The 16,364-nt window shown below is 57.7% G+C and carries 19 protein-coding genes; 13 read left to right on the top strand and 6 right to left on the bottom strand.

What is annotated here, in order from left to right; genetic code table 11:
• The 13 genes from L6R21_22080 to L6R21_22020 all read left to right on the top strand — a co-directional run.
• On the top strand, positions 1-682 hold a 682-nt coding region (locus L6R21_22080; GenBank protein ID MCK6561897.1), incomplete at its 5' end, for a four helix bundle protein.
• A 575-nt stretch (positions 683-1,257) separates the two neighbouring features.
• Positions 1,258-2,043 (top strand): hypothetical protein, encoded by a 786-nt coding sequence (locus L6R21_22075; protein MCK6561896.1) that lies wholly within the window; start codon positions 1,258-1,260, stop codon positions 2,041-2,043.
• Between the two features lie 79 nt (positions 2,044-2,122).
• On the top strand, positions 2,123-3,280 hold the full coding sequence (locus L6R21_22070; protein MCK6561895.1) for a hypothetical protein: 1,158 nt from the start codon (positions 2,123-2,125) through the stop codon (positions 3,278-3,280).
• Positions 3,281-3,356: 76 nt separating this feature from the next.
• Positions 3,357-4,244 (top strand): reverse transcriptase/maturase family protein, encoded by an 888-nt coding sequence (locus tag L6R21_22065; GenBank protein ID MCK6561894.1) that lies wholly within the window; start codon positions 3,357-3,359, stop codon positions 4,242-4,244.
• Positions 4,245-4,279: 35 nt separating this feature from the next.
• A complete protein-coding gene (gene cas1 / locus L6R21_22060) occupies positions 4,280-5,263 on the top strand; it encodes a CRISPR-associated endonuclease Cas1 (protein MCK6561893.1) in 984 nt (327 codons plus the stop codon).
• Positions 5,264-5,355: 92 nt separating this feature from the next.
• Complete coding sequence (gene cas2 / locus L6R21_22055) at positions 5,356-5,655, top strand: CRISPR-associated endonuclease Cas2 (GenBank protein ID MCK6561892.1); 300 nt, start codon at positions 5,356-5,358, stop codon at positions 5,653-5,655.
• Positions 5,656-5,773: 118 nt separating this feature from the next.
• Complete coding sequence (locus tag L6R21_22050; protein MCK6561891.1) at positions 5,774-6,790, top strand: hypothetical protein; 1,017 nt, start codon at positions 5,774-5,776, stop codon at positions 6,788-6,790.
• Between the two features lie 38 nt (positions 6,791-6,828).
• Positions 6,829-7,374 carry a hypothetical protein gene (locus L6R21_22045; GenBank protein MCK6561890.1) on the top strand — a complete coding sequence of 182 codons (546 nt, stop codon included), beginning with the start codon at positions 6,829-6,831 and terminating at the stop codon, positions 7,372-7,374.
• Between the two features lie 51 nt (positions 7,375-7,425).
• Positions 7,426-7,887, top strand: a complete 462-nt coding sequence (locus L6R21_22040; protein ID MCK6561889.1) for a hypothetical protein — start codon at positions 7,426-7,428, stop codon at positions 7,885-7,887.
• Positions 7,888-8,096: 209 nt separating this feature from the next.
• Entirely contained in the window at positions 8,097-8,600 is a 504-nt protein-coding gene (locus L6R21_22035; protein ID MCK6561888.1) for a hypothetical protein, read from the top strand.
• 317 nt (positions 8,601-8,917) lie between these two features.
• Entirely contained in the window at positions 8,918-9,364 is a 447-nt protein-coding gene (locus L6R21_22030; protein ID MCK6561887.1) for a hypothetical protein, read from the top strand.
• Between the two features lie 733 nt (positions 9,365-10,097).
• Positions 10,098-10,598: a hypothetical protein gene (locus L6R21_22025; protein ID MCK6561886.1), complete on the top strand. Its 501-nt coding sequence runs from the start codon at positions 10,098-10,100 to the stop codon at positions 10,596-10,598.
• Between the two features lie 948 nt (positions 10,599-11,546).
• Positions 11,547-11,837, top strand: a complete 291-nt coding sequence (locus L6R21_22020; protein MCK6561885.1) for a hypothetical protein — start codon at positions 11,547-11,549, stop codon at positions 11,835-11,837.
• Positions 11,838-12,532: 695 nt separating this feature from the next.
• Here L6R21_22020 and L6R21_22015 read toward each other — a convergent pair.
• The 6 genes from L6R21_22015 to L6R21_21990 form a co-directional block, all read right to left on the bottom strand.
• Complete coding sequence (locus tag L6R21_22015) at positions 12,533-12,883, bottom strand: hypothetical protein (protein MCK6561884.1); 351 nt, start codon at positions 12,881-12,883, stop codon at positions 12,533-12,535.
• Positions 12,880-13,215: a hypothetical protein gene (locus tag L6R21_22010; protein ID MCK6561883.1), complete on the bottom strand. Its 336-nt coding sequence runs from the start codon at positions 13,213-13,215 to the stop codon at positions 12,880-12,882. Before L6R21_22010 ends, L6R21_22015 begins: the two co-directional genes overlap by 4 nt.
• A gap of 32 nt (positions 13,216-13,247) precedes the next feature.
• A complete protein-coding gene (locus L6R21_22005) occupies positions 13,248-13,469 on the bottom strand; it encodes a hypothetical protein (protein ID MCK6561882.1) in 222 nt (73 codons plus the stop codon).
• 316 nt (positions 13,470-13,785) lie between these two features.
• Positions 13,786-14,877, bottom strand: coding sequence for a tyrosine-type recombinase/integrase (locus L6R21_22000; GenBank protein MCK6561881.1), 1,092 nt, complete (start codon positions 14,875-14,877; stop codon positions 13,786-13,788).
• A 458-nt stretch (positions 14,878-15,335) separates the two neighbouring features.
• Positions 15,336-15,578 (bottom strand): hypothetical protein, encoded by a 243-nt coding sequence (locus L6R21_21995; GenBank protein MCK6561880.1) that lies wholly within the window; start codon positions 15,576-15,578, stop codon positions 15,336-15,338.
• A 361-nt stretch (positions 15,579-15,939) separates the two neighbouring features.
• Positions 15,940-16,167, bottom strand: a complete 228-nt coding sequence (locus L6R21_21990; protein MCK6561879.1) for a hypothetical protein — start codon at positions 16,165-16,167, stop codon at positions 15,940-15,942.
• Positions 16,168-16,364: the final 197 nt, after the last annotated feature.

The raw sequence follows: 16,364 nt of genomic DNA, 5'->3' as shown, positions 1-16,364 counted from the left end.
TGCAGGGGGCAAGTGGCAAGAAATGCAATGGCTTTGCACAGGGGGCAATGGGCAATTGGCAAGAAAAGCAAAGGCCCTGCAAGGGGCAATGGGCAAATGGCAAACGCCAGGAAAAGCAAGAGTCTTGAGTTTGCCCCCCAGCCGGCATTTGCCCCTTGCGCCCTGCCCCTTGCCCCTTGCCGCCGTGCTTCACCTTTTTCTCTTACACTCAACCTTGGAGGGGAACATGACCTACGAAGAATGGCTTGCCAACGTGCCAGATAGTATCAAAAAGGATCGGCTATGGGAGTTCCCGGCGTACCAGAAAGCTTTGCTGCTGTATGATTTGGCGTGGGAGGACTGCGAGAAGATGCTGCCGGATGTCCGCGGTCGGGGCAACGCCGATCAGCTTAACCGCAGCGTCGGCTCAATCAGCGCCAACATGGAGGAGGGGTACGGCAGGGGTTTTGGCAGGGAGTACGACTACTTCTTGCGGATTGCGCTCGGCTCGGCGCGTGAGAGCCGCGGGTGGTACTATCGCAGCCGGCGCTTCCTGCCATCAAAAGTCCTTCAACATCGCTACGCCCTCCTCGATGAAATCATCGCTCTGCTGGTGAGCAAGCTGCGCGGCAAGAAGAAACCCGGGTCTCCTGCCGAGCAAGGGGCAAAGGGCAAATGGCAAAAAGGCAAAAGCTTTGAGTGAGCCTCTCGATTTGGTGCTTGCCCCTTGCTTCTTGCCCCTTGCCGCCGGCCCCTGGCTCGCCCGGAACTTTTTTCCCTGCGGCAGCGTGTATGGGGCAACACCGTGTGCATGACTCGCATGGCGCCGGTTTGATGCGCTTGTGGAACAGGCTGATGACCGACCCCGCGTATTTTCCTGCCTGCTGATCGCCCGTTCCGCGAATTCGTGCCGGACGAAAAACTTCCTGAATTCACTACGATTTCGCACCACTGCCGCGTCTTATAGGACAGCACATCAACAAAAGCCTGTTGCCGGCGCCGGTGCGCGCCTCCGTTCTTCCTCATATCTTTTCACAGGCACGAGCCCGTCATGCGTCTTTGGGAGCCAAAGGGTCGCTAACCCTTTTCCACGGCTCATTTTGCAACTCTGCTGGCAGGCCCTTTGAGAGTTTGACGCTTCGCCACCTCTGACACAACGCATGGCGGAGCAGCGCTTTTTCTCCAAGCCCATACCGGATGGGAGAGCGGGCTTGGGTCTGACCAGTCACAATTCACCGCTAGTTGCAAAATGAGATCGTTTGGAAAGGAGTGATGCCTATGTCCTCTCCAGGCCCCCTACGCAGGTATGTCGCGCCGCTCGCCGATTGGGCCAGGGATGGCCCGGAACAGCAGGCACGGACACGCAAAGTGATGGATCCCTTGGGGGAGTTTTTGCCGTGGGCGCGCGCATTGATCGCGCATTACTACTGGCCCAGCCTGGACCATCCGCGAGGCATGACCATGGCGCAATTTATTGATGATTGCATCGAGCGCGTTTTTCTGTGGGCCAAGCCGAACGCCGGGCTGCTCGAACAGCCGGACTTCAGCGACAGCCAGCTCGAGGCACGCATCCGGTTCATTGCCCGAAACCAGCGCGCCACGCTCTGGCGTGAGAAGCACAGGCTGAAAAAGATGGAACGGCTGGATGCCTATGAGGAAGAGTGGCGGAATCGCAAAGACTACCCGAACAGCGGGTTACGTCGCATGCCGGAGGGCTTGGTGACGCCGCCAGAGATGCTCGAGCTGGAAGGTTTTTGGGATTTGGAGGATGAGTTTAAACGGGCTTGTTGGGTGATGCCGCGCTTCAACCGCGCACTCCGGCGCAACAAGCGCATGCGCGAACTATTGGCGTGGCTCTACCGGCTGGGAAGGCGCTTGGGCAGGCGGCGGCTTTTCCCCAGCTATTGGTATGTTTGGCGGATCTTGCGGCGCCGGAACGATCATTTGCCGCGGTATGCGCGGGGCTATTTGCGCGCGCATCTGCCGCATGTGCCCTACAAAGTGATCAACAGCCGCCTGGGATATCTTCGTCGTGCGTTGGCTACTTTTCTTTCTTTGTTATAGATTCTCTTTGTCTCACTCCGTATGAGGCCGGCCGCAAACCGGCCTTTTGCGGCTTTAGACCACTTATGGTGAAGCCAAGATGAAAAAGCAAGTGTTGTTCGCGCTGCTGGCGCTGGCGCTGCTCAGCAAGCTGTGGGCAAGCGCCGGCTCCAGATGGGAGTCGTTTCTTAACAAAATCAGGAGTGGACCGGATGTCAGAACCAGCCATGACCGAAAGGGTGTGCGTATGCGAACTCGTACGACGCAACAGGGCTTGGAGGCGGAGCGGGTTTGGGGGGTGGAAGCTTTGGATCCTCTCAAGCAGCGAGAGTGGGTCGCGCCGATGCTCGAGCGATTGCGCCATGCGCCGGTCTTGATCCTCACGTATAGCCCGCCCGCCGAGCGTGCGGCGATCCGCGCCTTGAACACACTGGCGCGGCTATATCGCCAGCAGGACTCTGCCGCCCTCGTCCATATGGCGGAGCCTGAGTCCAACCTGTTGCTCGAGCCTCTTGCGCCGGCACCTTCCGGCTTGGCCTTGATCCATCGCGCCAGCCGCTTTGTGAATTGGCGAGACTGGCTGGCGGAGATTGGGGCCCATCAGCCTCGTTGCGCGGTGCTGACGGTCGCCTGTACAGAAGCTGATCCGCTATTGGATTTCTTGCGAATTGCGCCTATTAGAATCCCTGAAGAAGAAGGCGGCTATTGCGAAAGTAAAGCTTACGAGATTTTGAACAAGTACTTTGGCGCGTTGCCCCCTCGGGGCGAACCTCTCAAAGAGTATGAACAGCTTCTAATCGAGGCCGGCGTTGCGGAAGTGGCCGTGCCGGTCGGTCTGCTGGCGCGGCATCTCGGCACTGATGGGCGGGCATTGAGTGAGGCAATTCGCGCATCCCGACTCAAGGAGTTTGTTTCGTGGTCGGAGCTTAGGCCGGAAGCAGTGCCTCTGGTTTCGTTTCGCGGGGCGTGGCTGGCACGCAAGATCGCGCCGGAGGCGCGCCTGGAGGAGAGAACGGGGCTGTTCGAACTGGCGGCCAGCGTGAATCTCACTGCTCGGGCTGAGCGATTCTTTCTGCTCTCCCTGCTCATGGCCTTGCGGGCACAGGGACACGAGCACCAGGTCGAAATTGTGCAACAACGCTATCCCACCATTTTTGCGCAGGCGCGCCAGCTTGCTGCCAGTTGCCCGGAGCGCCAGGCTTGGGCATGCTTTGACAGCCAGGCGTGCTGCGGCCACACCAACCTTGCGAAGGTTTGATACCTTCGCAGGGTTGCCTGCCGTTTTGATTTTCTCCCTTCCGGCGTCTTTCCCGCTGAACCCAGGAAAGACCAACATGTTTTTTCATCCGCTCTACAGTCAGCTCTATGCCGACGAGAATCTGCTGCGCGCTTGGCGGGCGGTGCGCCGTCAAAGCGAAGCGCCGGGCCTCGACGGCATGACTGCGGCAATTTTCGAAAACCGCTCCTTTGTTTTGCTCAAGCAACTGCAGCAGGACTTGCGCACGTTCGCCTACCGGCCGCAGCCAGTGAAACGTATCTTCCTGAAACGCGAAGTGGGTCCGCCGCGGCCACTGGGGATTCCCACTTTTATCGATCGCATCGTGCAGCGCGCCCTGGTGCAGACCCTGATTCCGATATTCGAGCCGCATTTCGACGATTGCAGCCATGCCTACCGCACCGGCCGCTCACCACAGACCGCGCTGGCGCAAGCGCGCGATTATGCGCGGCATGGCCGGCCATGGGTAATCAAAATCGATCTGCGGGACTGCTTCGGCAATATCCCACACCGGCCGTTACTGCGCGTCACGTTTCGCCGGGTCAAGGATTTCGCGGTACGCAAACTGCTCAAGCGGTTCCTGGCTGCCGAGGTGGTGACCCAGTCCAACAGCGGCCTGCGGCAGGTGACCAAGCCCACGCACGGCCTGTTGCAAGGAAGCCCGCTTTCCCCGCTGCTGGCCAACATCTACCTTGATGGCTTTGACCGGGAAATGCGCCGGCTGGGTTTGCGCTTTGTGCGCTATGGCGACGACATCGCCATTTTCTCGTCGACCCGGCCGGAAGCGGAAGAGGCGCTTGATGCTGCAGCGCGCATTCTCGAACAGATGCAGCTTCCGCTCAATCGCGAGAAAACCAAGCTGCATCACCTCGAGCGAGGATTCAAGTACCTGGGGGAATGGCTCTCGCTGGGGCGGTCGCGCGGCGTGGAAAATCGGCAAGATTGAAATGCCTCTCACCTGATCCCAATACGGAGGCCGGCATGTCCGCACTTTACATCAGTGAATACGGCACAAGTATCGGCGTGGTCAACGACCGCGTGCAAATACGGCGCAAAGGCAAGGTCGTGCAGGAAGTGCCGGCGCTGCATCTGGAGCGAGTGGTGTTGCTAACGCCGGCCAATATCACGCTGCCGGCGGTGCGCTTTCTGATGGAGCGCGGGATCGATATTGCCTATCTCTCACCCAATGGCACCTTTCACGGCCAGTTCACGCGCGGCGACGGCAAATTCGTGGAGCAACGCCTGGCACAATTTCGCCGCTTTCATGAAGCCGAGTTCCGGCTGGCGCTGGCCAAGCAGTTCGTGACCGGCAAGGTCAGCAACATGCTGGCGCTCTGGAAGCGCCAGCGGCGAAACAGCGAGTGGAACAAGGAACTCACCGCCCTCGACAAGATCGCCCGAACCATTGCGGCCGCACCCAACCTGGAGAGCCTGCTCGGCACAGAAGGCTCGGCTTCCGCGGCACACTTTCGCATCTTCAGACAGGCCCTGCAGGGGGAGTGGCGGTTCGAGCGCCGTTTGGCGCATCCCTCGCCGGACCCCATCAACGCCATGTTGAGCCTGGGTTACACGCTGCTGTATTCGCGCATGTCCGGACTTTTGCAGATGCATGGCCTGGATCCCTATCTCGGCTTTTTTCATGAACCCAAACGCGGCCATGCGGCGCTGGCTTCGGACCTGATCGAGGAGTGGCGCAGCCCGGTGGTCGATGCGTTGGTGTTGAAACTAGTCAACGGCAAACAGATGGTGCCGGCGGATTTTCACGCGGCACGCGGCGAGTGCCGGATGGAGCGGCCGGCTTTGCAGAAGTTCATCGCCGCATTTGAGCAGCGCTTGAAGGAATGCGAGAGAATGAACGCCCCGCATGATTCCGATGATCTCGTGGGAGGCTTGGAAGGCCAGATCCGGCAGTTGATTCGCGTGCTGCTGGGCAAACAGAAGGAATATGCCGCGGTCAAGATTTAGCAGCGGAACAGGCAGTTGTGATAAACCTGCTCCGGCAGCAAGTCCCGCTGTGCGGATGACTCCAACAGCAGCAAGCACACGCATGCCCCGCCATGAAAACCTTGAGTGATCGAAAGAGCTTCATCGTTGTTGCATACGACATTAGTGAGGACCGGCGCCGCAGCCGGCTGCACAAGCGTCTCAAGAAATTCGGCCTGGCGGTGCAATATTCCGTGTTCGAGTGCCTCTTGACGCCGGATCAATTCAAAGACATGAAGGCAATGGTGCGGCCTTATATCAAGCCCAATCTGGGCGACCGCATTCGTTACTATCACCTGTGTGAAAGCTGCCGCAAGCGAATCCAAGCTACTGACGGCGTTACCGAGCAGGACCGGCCGGTTCTGTTTGCCTGAGCCTTCTCCGGAGATTGCGCCTGCCCTTACGATTTTGCCCACCACCTGCGTTTCTAACAACGGCGACAGTTGCCGTAATCAACCCTGTTGATCGTTGATCCCTGCGGAGACTATCGGCATGAAACCTCAATTTCATCTCTTTCTCGCGGTGCTGCTGCTCGCTGCTGCCAACGCCTGGCCGCAGGAGAGCGTCCAAGTGCCGCAAATTCTGCAAGAGAATGTGCGCGCCTTCAACCTCACCATGGATTCGCTGGGCACGTTGACCGCGGATCTCTACACCCTCGCGGAAACCTCGGCATTGGAGCTTGAGGGCCTGCGCCAAAAACTGGCGCTCACGCCGCCGGGCTCCCGCGCCTACCTGCTCGAGCGCCGGCGTTTCGAAGAGAAGTATGCCGCATTTCTGGCGAGCAAGTACCAAACCCTCGCAGAAATGCAGGCGCTGCGCCAACAAACGCTGGCGCAATTGGAGAGCATTGTCAACCGCATGCAGAAGGGCGACAGTTCCGGCGCCAAGCTGGTGCGCGAGAAGATTCGGGAGGAAATCCGTGCCAATGACGACCGCCTGGCGCGTACTCGCATCGAGATGCTGCAGACTGTGAGCAAGCTCAAGCGTTCGGAGGTGCCGGCCGAGGAGCGCCGGCGGCTGTCACAACGCCTGGAGCGCCTGCGCCGTGATCAGTTGGTGCTCTACCAGACCAACCAGAATCGTCTGGCTGCGCTGCTTGAAACCACCGGCCAGCAAAACGAGGATTGGCCGGCAATGCAGAACTCGGTGCGAACCATGTGGGAGAATTTGCAGTCGGGCTTTGCCTGGATCGATGCCGAGATGGCTTACACTCGTTTGTTCGCGGACTATCGCCGGAACTGGCTGGCAATTGACGCGCAATTGCTGGAGGTCACCGGCTTGGTGGAGCGCTTCCGCGAGGCGGTGAGCCGGATGAATGCCAGCAGCGGACTGCTCGAACAGATGGAGGGGTATGCCCGCGTCCTTCATCCTGAGCAGAATGGCCGGTTGGTCTTGCCGGAAATTCCGGCACTGAAATGGCCCGGGCAATCGCAGGGCATCACGCTTGACCGCGAGCTCTCGAGTGCGGAAATTGACTCACTTGAGACCGAATTGAAGAAGCCGCGATGAGGCTTAACCAGTCACCACGCATGGGAGAATCAATCACCATGTCCATCTTTTCTTACCTGACTCCCGCTGCCATTGGTCCGGTGTGGCCGTTCATGTTGCTGGCGGCGGCGTTCATGGCCACTACTACTGGCTTTCTTCTCTTGGCACGAGCGCGCGCCTGGCTGCATGCGTACTCTCTGCGCGAGTATCGCTTTCTTCACCGCCTCTATGATGCCACCGAGATGTTCAGCACCATTGCCATCTTGAGCGGTATGCTCGGCACCTGTCTGGGATTGCTCGAGGTGTTGCCGGTGTTGGCGCGGGCGCTGCAAAACAGTGGCAATGGCGATGTTTTGCAGCAAGTGCTCACGCCCCTGCGCAATGTTTGGGCATCGACAGTCGCCGGACTCATCATCGGCGGCTTGTGGGGCGAAACGCTGGCGTATTTTCTCAAGCCCTACACTCGCCCCACGCTCCTGCCGCTCAGCAGCGACGAACCGCCGGAGGAGCCGTTCACCTTCGGCGAGGCCGGGAATTCTCTCCCTGGAGACGATGTGCCGCTTGATCAGGATTGGCGGAACAAGGACAAGGAAGGCATGTACTGAGGCAAGCGACCGGGCGAGCTGCGAGGTGCCAAAATTCGGAGTGCGGTTTCCATGAAAGTCTTCAAGTATCTCGTTGCACTGGCGGACATTTCGGTTGGCTTTCTCGGGCTGTTCTTCATCATCTTTGCCGTGACGCGGCCGAGCTTGTCGCCGGTGCTGGCTGAGCAGCGTCAACTCGAAAAGACGCTGCAGCAACTGCGCGCCGAGGTGCGACAGCTCGAGGAGATCAAGCTGGCCAAGTCCGCCGCTGCCCGGCGTGCTGCCAGTGAAAACTCCGCAAAGATCATCGTTGCGCTCAACGGAGTCACGATTGAAGTGGACAAACGGCAGACTCGTTTCCGCGATCCCTCGTCGTTTGCCCGCGGCGCCCGCCAGTTCTCCTGGCCGGACAATGTCGTGCTCTACATCGATCACCGGTTGCCCTTTGAGAAAGTGGTGACCGTTATTGACGCGCTCAAACAGGTCAACCAGGAAATCACGGTTCAAATCGCGGCACTCACCAGCGACAAGTAGCGAGCGTCCGTCCGGAATCACGAACTTTTTGGAAAATGTTCGTGCAACGGCTTAACCGGTGCATCAAAATCCTCAGGGTTTCCATGACACGTGAAGTTCTGGAAACCGTGGCTCAGCCAGGGGTTGAACATCTTCGGACAGAGGCTAGCGAGTGGCCAGTTGTCACGTTCACAATCAACCACCAACCAGCAAAACCCAGGATCATTCTTATGCGCAGAATCTACTTCATTCTCTTTGCCCTAGTGTTGCTTGCGCTTATCCTGCTCGTGGATTGGCGCGAGAGATGGCAACAACTCACCGGTGCACACGCGCCAGAGCCGCTTGGTCAAATGCTGGCGCCAACCTCAGACCAGCTCCTCGACGCGCAGGAGCTTCCGCCTGCCGTTGATTTGAACAACAGCAGTGCCGAAGGGCTGATGCCGGAGGACCCACCGTCACCGGACGATCCGGGCCCAATGGAGAACGCGCTCACTGATCCGGCATACATGAACAGCCCAGCAGTCCCCACCAATAGCCTATTCCCGATGCCGCCGAGCAGCAGCGGCCGTGCCGCCGCCCTGCAGCGGGCACCTCGCCGAGTTGCTGCAAGCCCACCGCCATTTCAAGATGTGCCTGACCAGCCCTATCGCGAGGAGAGCCGGCGCCTGCTCAATACTACCATGAGCCATTACCGCCGGATCAGCCCGTCGGTTCAATCGGAGCCGCAGCCGTGACCTTGTGCTCACTGCCCAGACTCTGGCTCGCCAGCGCACTCCTGCTTTGCTTGACGGCGCTGTGGCAGCTTTCCAACTGCCCGGGAGATCGCCAGCATTCTGCGACACGATCAGCCAAGCCCGAGCCAAAGGCTGCACCCGAACTGCCCGCTGGCCATTCATCTTACACCTACATTGGCGCGGCCCGGCCAGAACCGCCCACGACCACATCGCCACGACCAGACCAGGCACGCAGCACAACGGAGAAGCAATCTCCCAATCTGCCTGACAGTGTACTCGCGCAACCGCGGCAGGCCAGGGTCACGCCCGCAACAGGTATGATCCCAGACCTGGCCATCGACTTGGCCGGGCATGAGTATCACGAAGTGATCAACCGCTACGGCTATGTGCCTGCAGTCAAAACCCGCGATCGCCTGCTGGGAAAGATCGTTGATGATCGTTTCACCCCGTTGATGGCCGAGGAGTTGAAGCGTTTTGCCCGGCGTGGCCGTGCCGCACATGATTTCCCGCCGGTCGTACGGTGGCGGCCCAGAATCGCAGCGCAATTGAACCTTGCCGAGAATGAACTCGAGTTTCTTTTTCTGGTGCCTGTGGCCAGCGAAAGTCTGTTTGTGGCGGCCCAACGCGCAGCCCTGGCTGCCGCCGGCGCGCCGCCGGAGAGTATCGCCTTCATGCGCGGCCACTTCGATCAAGATCTGAAGATCGTCGTGGATGAATTGGTCACGCGTGGCGGTGAAGTGATCCGGCCTGCTACGTCGCGATGAGGCCAGGGCATGGGAATCGAGCTTGTATTCACCGGCTTGCGACTGGCAAGCTGCCTGCTTGAGATCGGCAAGAGAGAGGAAAGCCTTGCCTGCTTCCGCACCGGATTTTTGTGCCGCTCTTCCCGTCAAATTTTGCCGGACACATTTCCCTGACCACCAGCCGAACCGGCCATCGAGCGAACTCGGCAAGTCATTGCAAGCACAAAAATCCGACTTGACTATTTGGCGGTATTTTCGCAATATGCGGCCATGATTTTGGGTGGCTGCTCTGAGCAACCTCCGTGGATGCTGGCAGAACATGATGAGTATGATCATGCATGCTCCATCGTTCCCCTCGGGTCAATCCTCTTTCCCCCCATCGAGAAATCACGTCCAGTTCAAACATAGGCATTCGCCTTATCGACTTTCGAGCATAATCAGTGTTTTTTTGAATCGGGCTTCGCAGCGTTGCGTTACAGCCACTAGAAGCAACACCGGCGAAGGGTAGGCCGCAGACTTTTCCGAAGCACGATAGAATAAGCGCATGCGCCCTGTTTTTGAGCCGGAGCCCGGCGTTGAGTTTTGCCACGCCTGCACAGTAGTTTGACACTCTGGGATTGCCGCGGCTTTGCGCATAACGAGTTCACCCAGCCGAACTGCCTTGCTACGTAATCCGTCTGCCAGGTGGTGTGGGAGGTGTGGTGTCAAGAGGCGCCGCCCTATCCCGATTAACTCAGGAAAAGGATGAAAGCGTATGGCTGCAGGGCGAAGTAATCAGTTAGTCAAACAAATTGGTGAATATCTTGTTGCCTGCGAGCTTGCTCGACGAGGGCTTCTCGTTGCAACTTTTTCTGGCAATGTCCCCGACTTTGATCTTATAGCCACCGATTTCAAGGGCTTCTCATGCCCAATCCAGGTGAAGACCATCAGGGGAGGGGCATGGCAATTCTCGATCGACAAGTTCGCAGACATCACTTTTGATGGTAGCAGGCAACTTATCGGGCGAAAGAAACCTCTTCCAATTCCACAATTGGTGTGCGTGTTTGTTCTCGCTGCAGAGAAGTATGGCGATGATCAATTTTTTGTACTTGAATGGTCAAAAGTGCAAGATATTGTGATCACAATCTACCGACGTTGGCTGGACACTCATGGTGGAGTACGGCCGAGAAAACCCGATTCACTGCACTGTGCAATTGTCATGGAGAATTTGCAGAAATACAAGGACAATTGGTCTATAATTAGCAGCACGCGCTAACGAGCCAGGAGCCGACAGCAAACCGACGCAAGCATCTGCTTGAGCAGGTGTGATGGGACGGAGCTCGCTTCAATGTGTATTCCGGCCCAAAACTGCCACCCGTTCCGGCTGAAGCCTACCACATTGGAGCAAAGACTATGAGACAGTTGCAGATGTCCATGCTCATACTCGGAGTAGCATCGTTAATCGCCTCAGCGTTTGGCATTGGGAAGGATTTTGGGGAGACCCTTTACAAGACTGGGATCGCTCTCCTGCTCATCGATGTTGTGTGCATACAGTTATGGCCAGCGGCAAAGCGTTTGTAGCGAGCGCTGCAGGCCTGTGCCATTTATGAGAAATCTGAAGCGCATGCCCAACGATATAGGAACCCATGGGGCGCGGCGAAACCAGTAGGTGCCTGGGAGCATCCATCCGGTGAACCCATCTTGAAGCTTGGCAAAAGAAGATGTATTGTTGAAGCCTTTTTAGCGCCTGCCTTTGTGGAGACCAGCCGGAAATAGATGCAGAATGGCGATTCTGGCAATGGCGCTGTGGCGGGGCAAGAGCTTCTGAGAAAGGACGCCTCCGCCTGGCGAGAAGAATCTCGGCGGAGGGAATGAACTACCGAGGTTGAGGGGGAATAAAGGGGAGTATCAAATAGCAAAACCTCTTGAGACTGAAGCAAGGCCCAATCTCACGAGGTCGGAGTGCGCCAGTTTTGCGGAAGCAGCTCGGCGATCTTGTTGATGGGATGGTCGGGCATGCGGTTGAGAGTGCCCCTCAGGTAGACGAAGGGTTTATGCTCGCACGCGCAACAAGCAGAATTAGTCTTGGATTCGGTATGATCGTGCCTTATATTGAACTTGCAGAGTGCAGAAGCGCATTATCGTGGTCACGAGACACACGCTTGCTTTGAGCACGCCGCAGATGGATGTAGGTACTTCAAACTGACCAAGGAAGGAACGAGACATGCCAGTTGACCGGAAGAGAATTCTCGCTTTTGCATTGCAAGGATTAATGGCTGAGAGAAGTCGCATTGATGCTGAGATTGCGGAACTGCAAGCCCAGCTTCGCGGAGGGGAGCCGAAGGCAAAGGTCGCAACGCGGCCGGCCGTTCGACGTCGCAAAGCGAAGACGGCAGCGAAAAAGCGAAAGCCCGGCCGGAAGGTCGCTTCAGCGATGAAGCTGCTGTGGGAAAAGGCGAGGAAGGCGGGATTCTCGAATCTGAAGGACTACAAGGCGAGTTTGGGCCAGCAGTAGAGTGGTTGATATATCCATTTTCCGCCTTGCTCGGGCGCGGAGCAGCAAATGGCTCTGCCACAGCGCTGAATCGGCGCTTCCGGGCTTTTCAGACAATTGAAAAACAAGCGCTTGCGCCGCTTGGCCGTTGATGATGCAAGCCGACGGCCGGCGGTGCAGCCTTTTTTGGAGGATACCAGAGGCTGCCGGCTGGGGGCCGGCCTTTTCAGGGAGCCGGCCGGCAGCGGACCTGCGGCCGAGGCCGAGCCGAAGTCAATCTCCAACCCAGTGCCAGGCAATCTCCCCCGCACATGCACCAAGTTGATTCCCCACCCATTTTCCGCCAGCAATCAGAGCCGACCTCCATGTCTCCGGCCGCCGGAAGTTCCTTCCGGGCCTCCAATGCGAAATCCCGCCGCTGCATAATTATTTCTGACTGGAATTTCTACCTGCCATCGCCGCCTGGTCCATTTAACGCGGTGCGTCACCTTTTTTGTCCATTTTAAAATGGATTTTTGGGGCAGTTTTAATGCGATGCGTCATTGCCATTTTCCGTATTTTTGTGCCTTTTTTCGGCATTCCGGAAGAGCGTCATTTTGCCATGATTCATAATTATGCGAAATTTAGATATTTCATGAACTGAGAGTGTGTCGGGCGAGCAGCGACGCTTGGCGGGATTTGCAGGCGGGTGGCGGGAGAAGGAGTCTGGCTCAGAGCTACTTTTCCGGGTCGGCAGTGGGACCAGCGACAGGGTCAGCGGCGGCGGGAGGGCTGGATTCTGGGGCGCCCTCAGCCACCTTGCCGGCGGCCGCGGCGCTCTTGAACGCGGCTTCGAGCTTGTAGATGGCTTCGCGGAGAAGGTGGTTTATGGGCGTGCCGGTGGCCGCGCGCAGGTGGTAAAGGACGGCCATATCCTCCGGACTGAGCTTGTCGGCCGGCCACTGGTAGCGCGGTGGTTTGCTGCTATAGTCTGCCATAGACTCGATTTTTGTCTTGCGTGAGCAGCTTGCTTGAAAAAACGGCGGCCGCCAAAAAGGGCCGCAACCGATCACGAGCGGAACCGTCATTCCGCCTTTTGTTCTCGGCACACCCGGCACGTGAAGCCATTCGCGATCTCCAAATCTTCCTCCCCGACAAAGCCCTCGGCGCCGCAACTTCGGCAGGCGGCCCATTGCCTGAGCTCGCCATTATCCACCATGGCAACGTTCAAGCGGTCATCGGCCAGGAACACCAGGCCCGAGGCCTTGCTGAAATAGAGTCGCACGCCGGATTTCAAGAACCTCGCCTGCCGGCTCTGGAACATGTAGGCCTTGAGCAGATCGATGGCATCTTCCAAAGCCAAGCCCTCGAATTGCGAGAGATCGGAGGTGGGTAGGGAGAGTTTCGATTGCTGGGGCATGGCTCCACTTCATTGATCTTGCCGCATTCCACTCACTCGACGCGCGGCATCTCGACTTCAACGGCACGCGCGAGAATCTCATTCATGTGCTCCAAATCCGCGACCTCTCCCCAATGAATGCGATCGGACAGCTGGCCATTCCCGCGCGCTGCCGTGAGCTTGGCGGTCAGCGTGGCGAGCGCAGCCTCCATTTTGCCAAGCTCGGCGGCATAGGCCGCCTTCGCGTTTGTTTCTGCAGTTTTTGTTTGATTCATGGTGAGCCTCACCAGACCAGAAAGTTGTGATCAACTTCCCACCTGCTACAACACTCAGTCAGCAGTGACCATCAGACGAGGTTAGATTCTCCGCGGAGTCGCGGAGTTCGCGGAGAACTCATTCCATTTTTGCTCGGCGCACTCGGCGTCTCGGCGGTGATGCTTCGATACGGCCGGGCAATGGCTACGTCAGCCTCACCGCGGAGTCGCGGAGTTCGCAGAGAACTCATTCTATTTTTGCTCGGCACACTCGGCGTCTCGGCGGTGATGCTTCAAAGCCACCGAGCCGGGTTGACACATCTATCAAGAACACAACTCAATCAAACGCGCGCAGCACCGCGCTTTCGAGCCGATCCTTGACCACGTGGGTGTAAATCTCGGTCACCGCGATGCTGGAATGGCCCAAAAACTCCTGGGCTTCACGAATGTTGCCGCCGCTACTCAAGAGATCGGTGGCTGCCGTGTGACGGAGAATGTGCACCGCGCCGGGCTTGGTGATGCCTGCCTTGATGCGTGCTTTCGCAAAGCAATCCGAAAGCGTGTCCCTGACCAGACTGATGACATGCGCCTCAGGATTCAATTCCTGGCCGAGCGTTTCTTTTCTCTCTCCCAACAACTGCCTGAGCTTGGGATGCATGGGCACCAGCCGCTCTTTCTTCTTGGCGTAGAGACGGATGGTGTTGCGCGTCCAATCGATGTGCTGCCATTTCAAGCCGCGCTCATCGCCCAGGAACTTGCGGGCAATCTCACTCCTGCGCGCGCCGGTGTAGCGGATGATCCAAAACGCCAACAGCACTTCGCCCGAAAGCTGGGCAGCCATGTCATTGACCTCGAGCTTGTTCAAGAAGGTGGGCAGGCGCTTCCGGTCAACCTTGAGGCGCTCGATCCGCGGCAGGAAATGGGAGGGAATGATGCCTTTCTTGGCCGCCGTGAAGAACACGGTGCGGATGTTTTCGAGCTCCTTGTTGATGCCACGTTTGATCTTGTCTTCGTTCAAGGGCCAGCCGCGCTCGCCGTAGAACCGCACGACGGCTTCGAAGCGGGCATTCTTGAAGCGGTCGCAATGCGTGGGCTTGACTTCGCTCACCAGGAGGTGAGTGCCCACCACCTGCATGAAGAGCTGCATGGCGTAACGGTTGCGGGCGATGGTCTCGGGCGCGACTTCATGGCGCTTGGCCGCGAGCACCTGCTCGGTCATGTCGGAAAGGGTGAGGAACTCCGCGGCTTGAGGATTCTCGCCGAAGCGCTTCAAACCCGCCTTGTGCAGCGCGATCTCGGACTCGATGCGTTTTTTCTCCGCGGTCACCACGGCCAGCGGCGTGCCTTTGGAAAACTGCTTGACGCGCTTCCTGCCGTTCAAATAATATTGCAGTTGATAACCGCTGCCGACTTTGCGCAGATGGGCCATGATATGATCCTGTGAGTAAATGATGAGAAACACAGAGCAACACGAGGATCGGCCAGACGAACAACCAAGGCAGGTGCAGAAGAAGGGAGGCGCAAGAAGGTCTTGCGCTTGAGGCGGGAAAAGCTTATCATCAATCGCGTTTAGGGAAGCTTCTCCCAAGCTTCTTTGCACCGGCTCGGTGAGTGCTGCTAACACTCATCGAGCCATTTTTATTTGCTGGCAAAGTATAGCCGATCCCGTTGTCAAAGGGAAACAAAAAACTCTCCGGGCTGAAAATACTTGGTCGAACTCATGCCCAAGAATTCCAAGGGCATGCGCTCCCGCATGAATATGCGGCGTTATGCGTTTCAGCGGTACCGTGCTTTTTTCGCAATTTCGGTCCATTTTCGTCCTTCCATCAAACCGTGTCCACCGCATAATTCCTCGCCGCCATACAACTCGCCACTCCTGCCTTCTAATCAATACTCCCTGATGATCTTCGCCAACTCTTCGTGCGGAATGCGAATCGAGCCGCTGCTTCGCCCAGCATTAAGCAGAGCTTTGGTTGCAGTGTGCGCTTGCGGTTCGGAACGTAGGATGCGGAAAAGGAGGGAGAGGGCTATCGCGCCGGGAATTTCCGATTCTGCTCTCTTGGGCCGGTCGCGAAGGTGATTTCCATAACAAGACTTCTCAAGCACGTCGCCACGATTGGTTTCGATCATGATTTTTTGCGAGAGAGAGGTCCGGCTGATGGCGTTGACGTCATGTTTTTTTCACATGCACCGCCGCACCGCCGGCATGCCGTCATCTCATGCTCCCACTGACGCGCTGTGAACCGGTTGTCGGTTCGCGCGACGCTATGCCCGAATCGCCAACTTTGGCACCAGCCGAGAGCGCTGGTGCCGGAGCCACTGAGAACGAATAGCGTGCCACCCGCCAGGTCCACTTGCGCAGTACTTCTCGCTCGGAAGTCCGGCGGAAGTCCTGTGCGACGATGCGCTCCAAGTCAATCATAATTTGCTCCCAATCCCTGTCCTCGGCGAGCAGCGGTTGCTTCAGAGCCTCGAAGAGATCACGCCATTGTCAGGCGTAGATCGTCTGGTCCGCTGGCAACGGCTGGGTGAGCCACTCCCCGAGGGTGTAGAGAAACGACTCCGTCTCGTTGGGCGCGCTGGTGATGATCGCGAGCAGCGGGAGGGCGATTTGGTATTCACCCGGTGCGCTTTCCTTGCCTTGGAAAGAGCGAATTTCCTCGCCGGAGGTTCGCCCCGCGCGCAGCAAGCGATAGGTGTTGATAAAACGCTTCACCATGCGCGGCGTGAGAAACAGCTGCCAGAGCTTGTGGAATATTCTGTTGCCATTTGAATAAATTCTCAGTAGTGAGAAAACTCATGCTTTTCTTGTCAATTTTGCCAAAGGCGCGTTGCTGACATGGAATTGAGCAGCCGCTAAACCATTGCAAAGTTGTGTCTCCGGTACGCGGCCTTCGTGGCACATCGCTTGCTAGA

The sequence above is a fragment of the bacterium genome (assembly GCA_023150945.1).
Taxonomy (GTDB): Bacteria; Zhuqueibacterota; Zhuqueibacteria; order Zhuqueibacterales; family Zhuqueibacteraceae; genus Coneutiohabitans.
The sequence above is the reverse complement of the archived record's forward strand: the minus strand, read 5'-3'. Positions and strand labels throughout refer to the sequence as shown.